This window comes from Phyllobacterium sp., from assembly GCF_037994405.1.
Classification (GTDB): domain Bacteria; phylum Pseudomonadota; class Alphaproteobacteria; order Rhizobiales; family Rhizobiaceae; genus Phyllobacterium.
Genome location: NZ_JBBNAN010000324.1, coordinates 1 through 3,141 on the forward strand (window position 1 = coordinate 1; position 3,141 = coordinate 3,141).

At 55.5% G+C, this 3,141-nt stretch carries 2 protein-coding genes and 1 pseudogene; all 3 read left to right on the forward strand.

The features are described from left to right. Positions 1 to 190, forward strand: a 190-nt coding sequence (locus AAAC48_RS18045; protein ID WP_340655508.1) for a DUF892 family protein, incomplete at its 5' end; no start/stop codon positions are given. A gap of 44 nt (positions 191 to 234) precedes the next feature. Further along, positions 235 to 858, forward strand: coding sequence for an isochorismatase family cysteine hydrolase (locus AAAC48_RS18050; protein WP_340655509.1), 624 nt, complete (start codon positions 235 to 237; stop codon positions 856 to 858). A gap of 719 nt (positions 859 to 1,577) precedes the next feature. Continuing rightward, positions 1,578 to 3,141: pseudogene (locus tag AAAC48_RS18055) on the forward strand (MFS transporter); the annotation flags it as partial.

Here is a 3,141-nt window from a genome sequence, read left to right on the forward strand (position 1 = left end):
CTCCGCAGCGCAGGCCGTCGAACACTATGAGATTGCTCGCTACGGAACGTTGGCCCGGTGGGCAGGAGAACTCGGATTAAAAGATGCGCAAAAGCTTCTTCACGATACCTTGCAGGAGGAGACGGCAACCGACGAGGCTTTGACGGCGCTTGCCGAAAAATCGCTGAACCAGTCAGCAATGGCTGCCTGAACCTGGAGCGCGCCTGAAACGGCGCGCTTTTTTTCGGAGACGATATGGCCACCGGTTTGCGATTTGGACCCATACGTCAGGCGGTTCATATCTGCGTTGATATGCAAGGGCTCTTCACTGGACATAGTCGTTGGGCCATGCCTTGGTTCGAGCGGGTCCTCCCCGAAATTCACAAGCTCGTTTCACTGCACCCATCGCGAACGATATTTACTCGGTTCATTCCTGCCGACAGCCCTGTGGAGACGCGCGGGAGTTGGACACGCTACTACGAAAAATGGCAAGAGATGACCCTCGCGCACGTTGATAAAACGCTGGTCGATCTGGTCCCGGAACTCGCGCGATATGTCCCGCCGGCGCGCGTTTTCGACAAGCGGGTGTACTCGCCTTGGTTTTCGGGCGAGCTCGCTTCCACGTTACATAACGCCGACATCAGTTCGTTAGTTGTTTCGGGGGGAGAGACTGATGTCTGCGTCATGGCCACCGTTATGGGCGGCGTTGATCTTGGCTACAGGATCATCTTGGCGACTGACGCTGTGTGCAGTTCGTCCGATGAAGCCCACGACGCAATGCAGAAGTTCTACGGCCAGCGCTTGTCCCAGCAAGTGGAGACTGCAGAAACAGTGGAAATACTGGAAGCATGGAGTGAGAGCGGACGTAATGGTCATTGAACAGATCAAACACTCATTGCCAAGATCTGGAACCTTCTGCACCCTGCAATGTTTGAAAACTACCAAGAACTGGAGGTAGCCATGAAAATCTGGCGCGTGTGGGGCTGCGGGCCTTGAAAAGCGCTAGTAGGGGCCGAGCGTCCCAATTAATTGGCTTGGCGTTCGCGCAATCTCGGACGCCAAGGCAGGGAGCTAAGTCGTCGCGGACTGCCGTTGTGACAAGCGGCGTTCTGTAAGTATCGCTTGGAGATAACGCACTCCGTCGTGGCGGGCCTGGACAAAGGGCCAACGTACCCACACTATCGCGCATTCTGGTAGCCTCACCCACGTGTATGGAGGACATGATGCGATCATGGATGGTTATTTCAGCTTTGCTAGTGGTGACCGGATGCCAGGCGGCCCAGTCGACAACAAGCACGGGCGCAAGGAGCGAATCCGCAAATAGCCAGCCATGCAGGCTTTGGGGTGTTGCGGGCGGCAGGCTATATTGCCGAGATCCACTAACCCGAGTGTCCCCGCTAGGGCGTAGCGTGGAACGTCAAACGCCCGCGAGGTGCGCCACTATCACCAGTGACCTGAAGAATAAAAGGATATGCAGTTAGAATCTTGTTCCCGCTTCGCAGGTCCAATTGTGCGGGTGCCCGAAGCTCTACGATCTTGATCGAGAGGCTAGATTCATGTTCCCCGAGGCGGAATTTGTCGGCTATTCCCCAAACAATATGAAACTGGCGAATGAGCAGACCTTCACCGAGGCATCCCCGATCGCCGACCCGCCCATCAATCCGCTCCGTTCTGCCGCCTATATCGCTGCATCAACGCTCCTGTCGATGACACAAGGGCTCGGCATGAACTTGATCGCGACGAATATCCCGCAAATTCAAGGCTATCTCGGTGCCACCAATATCGAAGCGACATGGCTGATTGCTGCCTATATGGCACCCAACGTCAGCCTCTCCGTTGCGCTTATCAAAATCCGAAACCAGTATGGTCTCCGGAATTTCGCCGAACTGAGCATCGCCGTATTCGTGCTGGTTTCGCTGCTGCACTTGTTTGTCACCGATCTGCAATCGGCGATCATGATCCGCTTTGTCAGCGGCATTGCGGCCGCGCCCCTGTCGAGTCTGGCCTTTCTCTACATGCTGGAGGCGTTTCCTCCGTCTCGAAAAAGGACGATCGGCGTTTGCCTCGTCCTCACCAATATCTCGCTTGCCGCGCCGCTGGCGCGCCTCTTGTCACCGACTTTACTCGACATCGGCCAGTGGCAAGGCCTCTATACGTTCGAAATATCGCTAGCGCTCGTGGCTTTCGGCGTGATCTACGTTCTGCCGCTTACTCCGGTCCCGCGTGCCAAGGTGATCGAGAAGCTCGACGTCGTGAGCTACCTGCTGATCGCCATCGGTTCGGCTGCACTGCCGTCGTCCTGGTGACAGGCCGTCTCTACTGGTGGAGGGAAGCTGCCTGGCTTGGGGTTCTGCTGGCGATAGCCGTTGTGACCGTCACGACGGCTGTCGTGATCGAACTCAACCGCGAAAGGCCACTACTCGATATAAGATGGATTGCCAGCAAGGAGATGCTGCATCTTGCCGGAACTATCCTTCTCTTTCGGCTGGCCGTTTCCGAACAATCGACCATTGCCACAAGCTTTTTTCAGAATATTGGCCTGATGAACGACCAGCTATGGCTGCTTTATCTCATCATGATGATTGCAATGATTGCTGCAGGATTGTCGTGCGCCGCAGTCATGACGCCGGAACGCGTTCCTGCAATTCATGCCGTTGCTCTGATCTTCCTGATCATAGGCTCCTATATGGACAGTCAAGCAACCTATCTGACCCGCCCTCCGGAAATGTATGTGAGCCAAGCGCTGATCGCAGCGGCGACCGCCCTGTTTTTGCCGCCAGCCATGTCCATCGGTTTGACTGCGGCGCTGAAGCGCGGACCTAACTATATATTGAGCTTCATCATTGTTTTCCTGTCGACGCAGAGCCTTGGAGGGCTTCTCGGGCAGGCAGTTTTCGGTTCGTTCATAACGATCCGCGAGAAATTTCACTCCAACATATTGGCTGAACGCATCGTATCGTTTGATCCCATGGTGACCCAACGTGCATCGCAACCGGCCGGCATGTACGGTAGGATGATTGCCGACAAAGCCTTGCTCAATGCCGAAGGGGTCGCTTTATTGTCTCAACAGATTACGCGCGAAGCAAATATCCTCGCCTACAATGACGCCTTCCTGCTTATTTCCGGAATTTCCTTCTGTGCCCTCATCGCCCTCCTGACGCA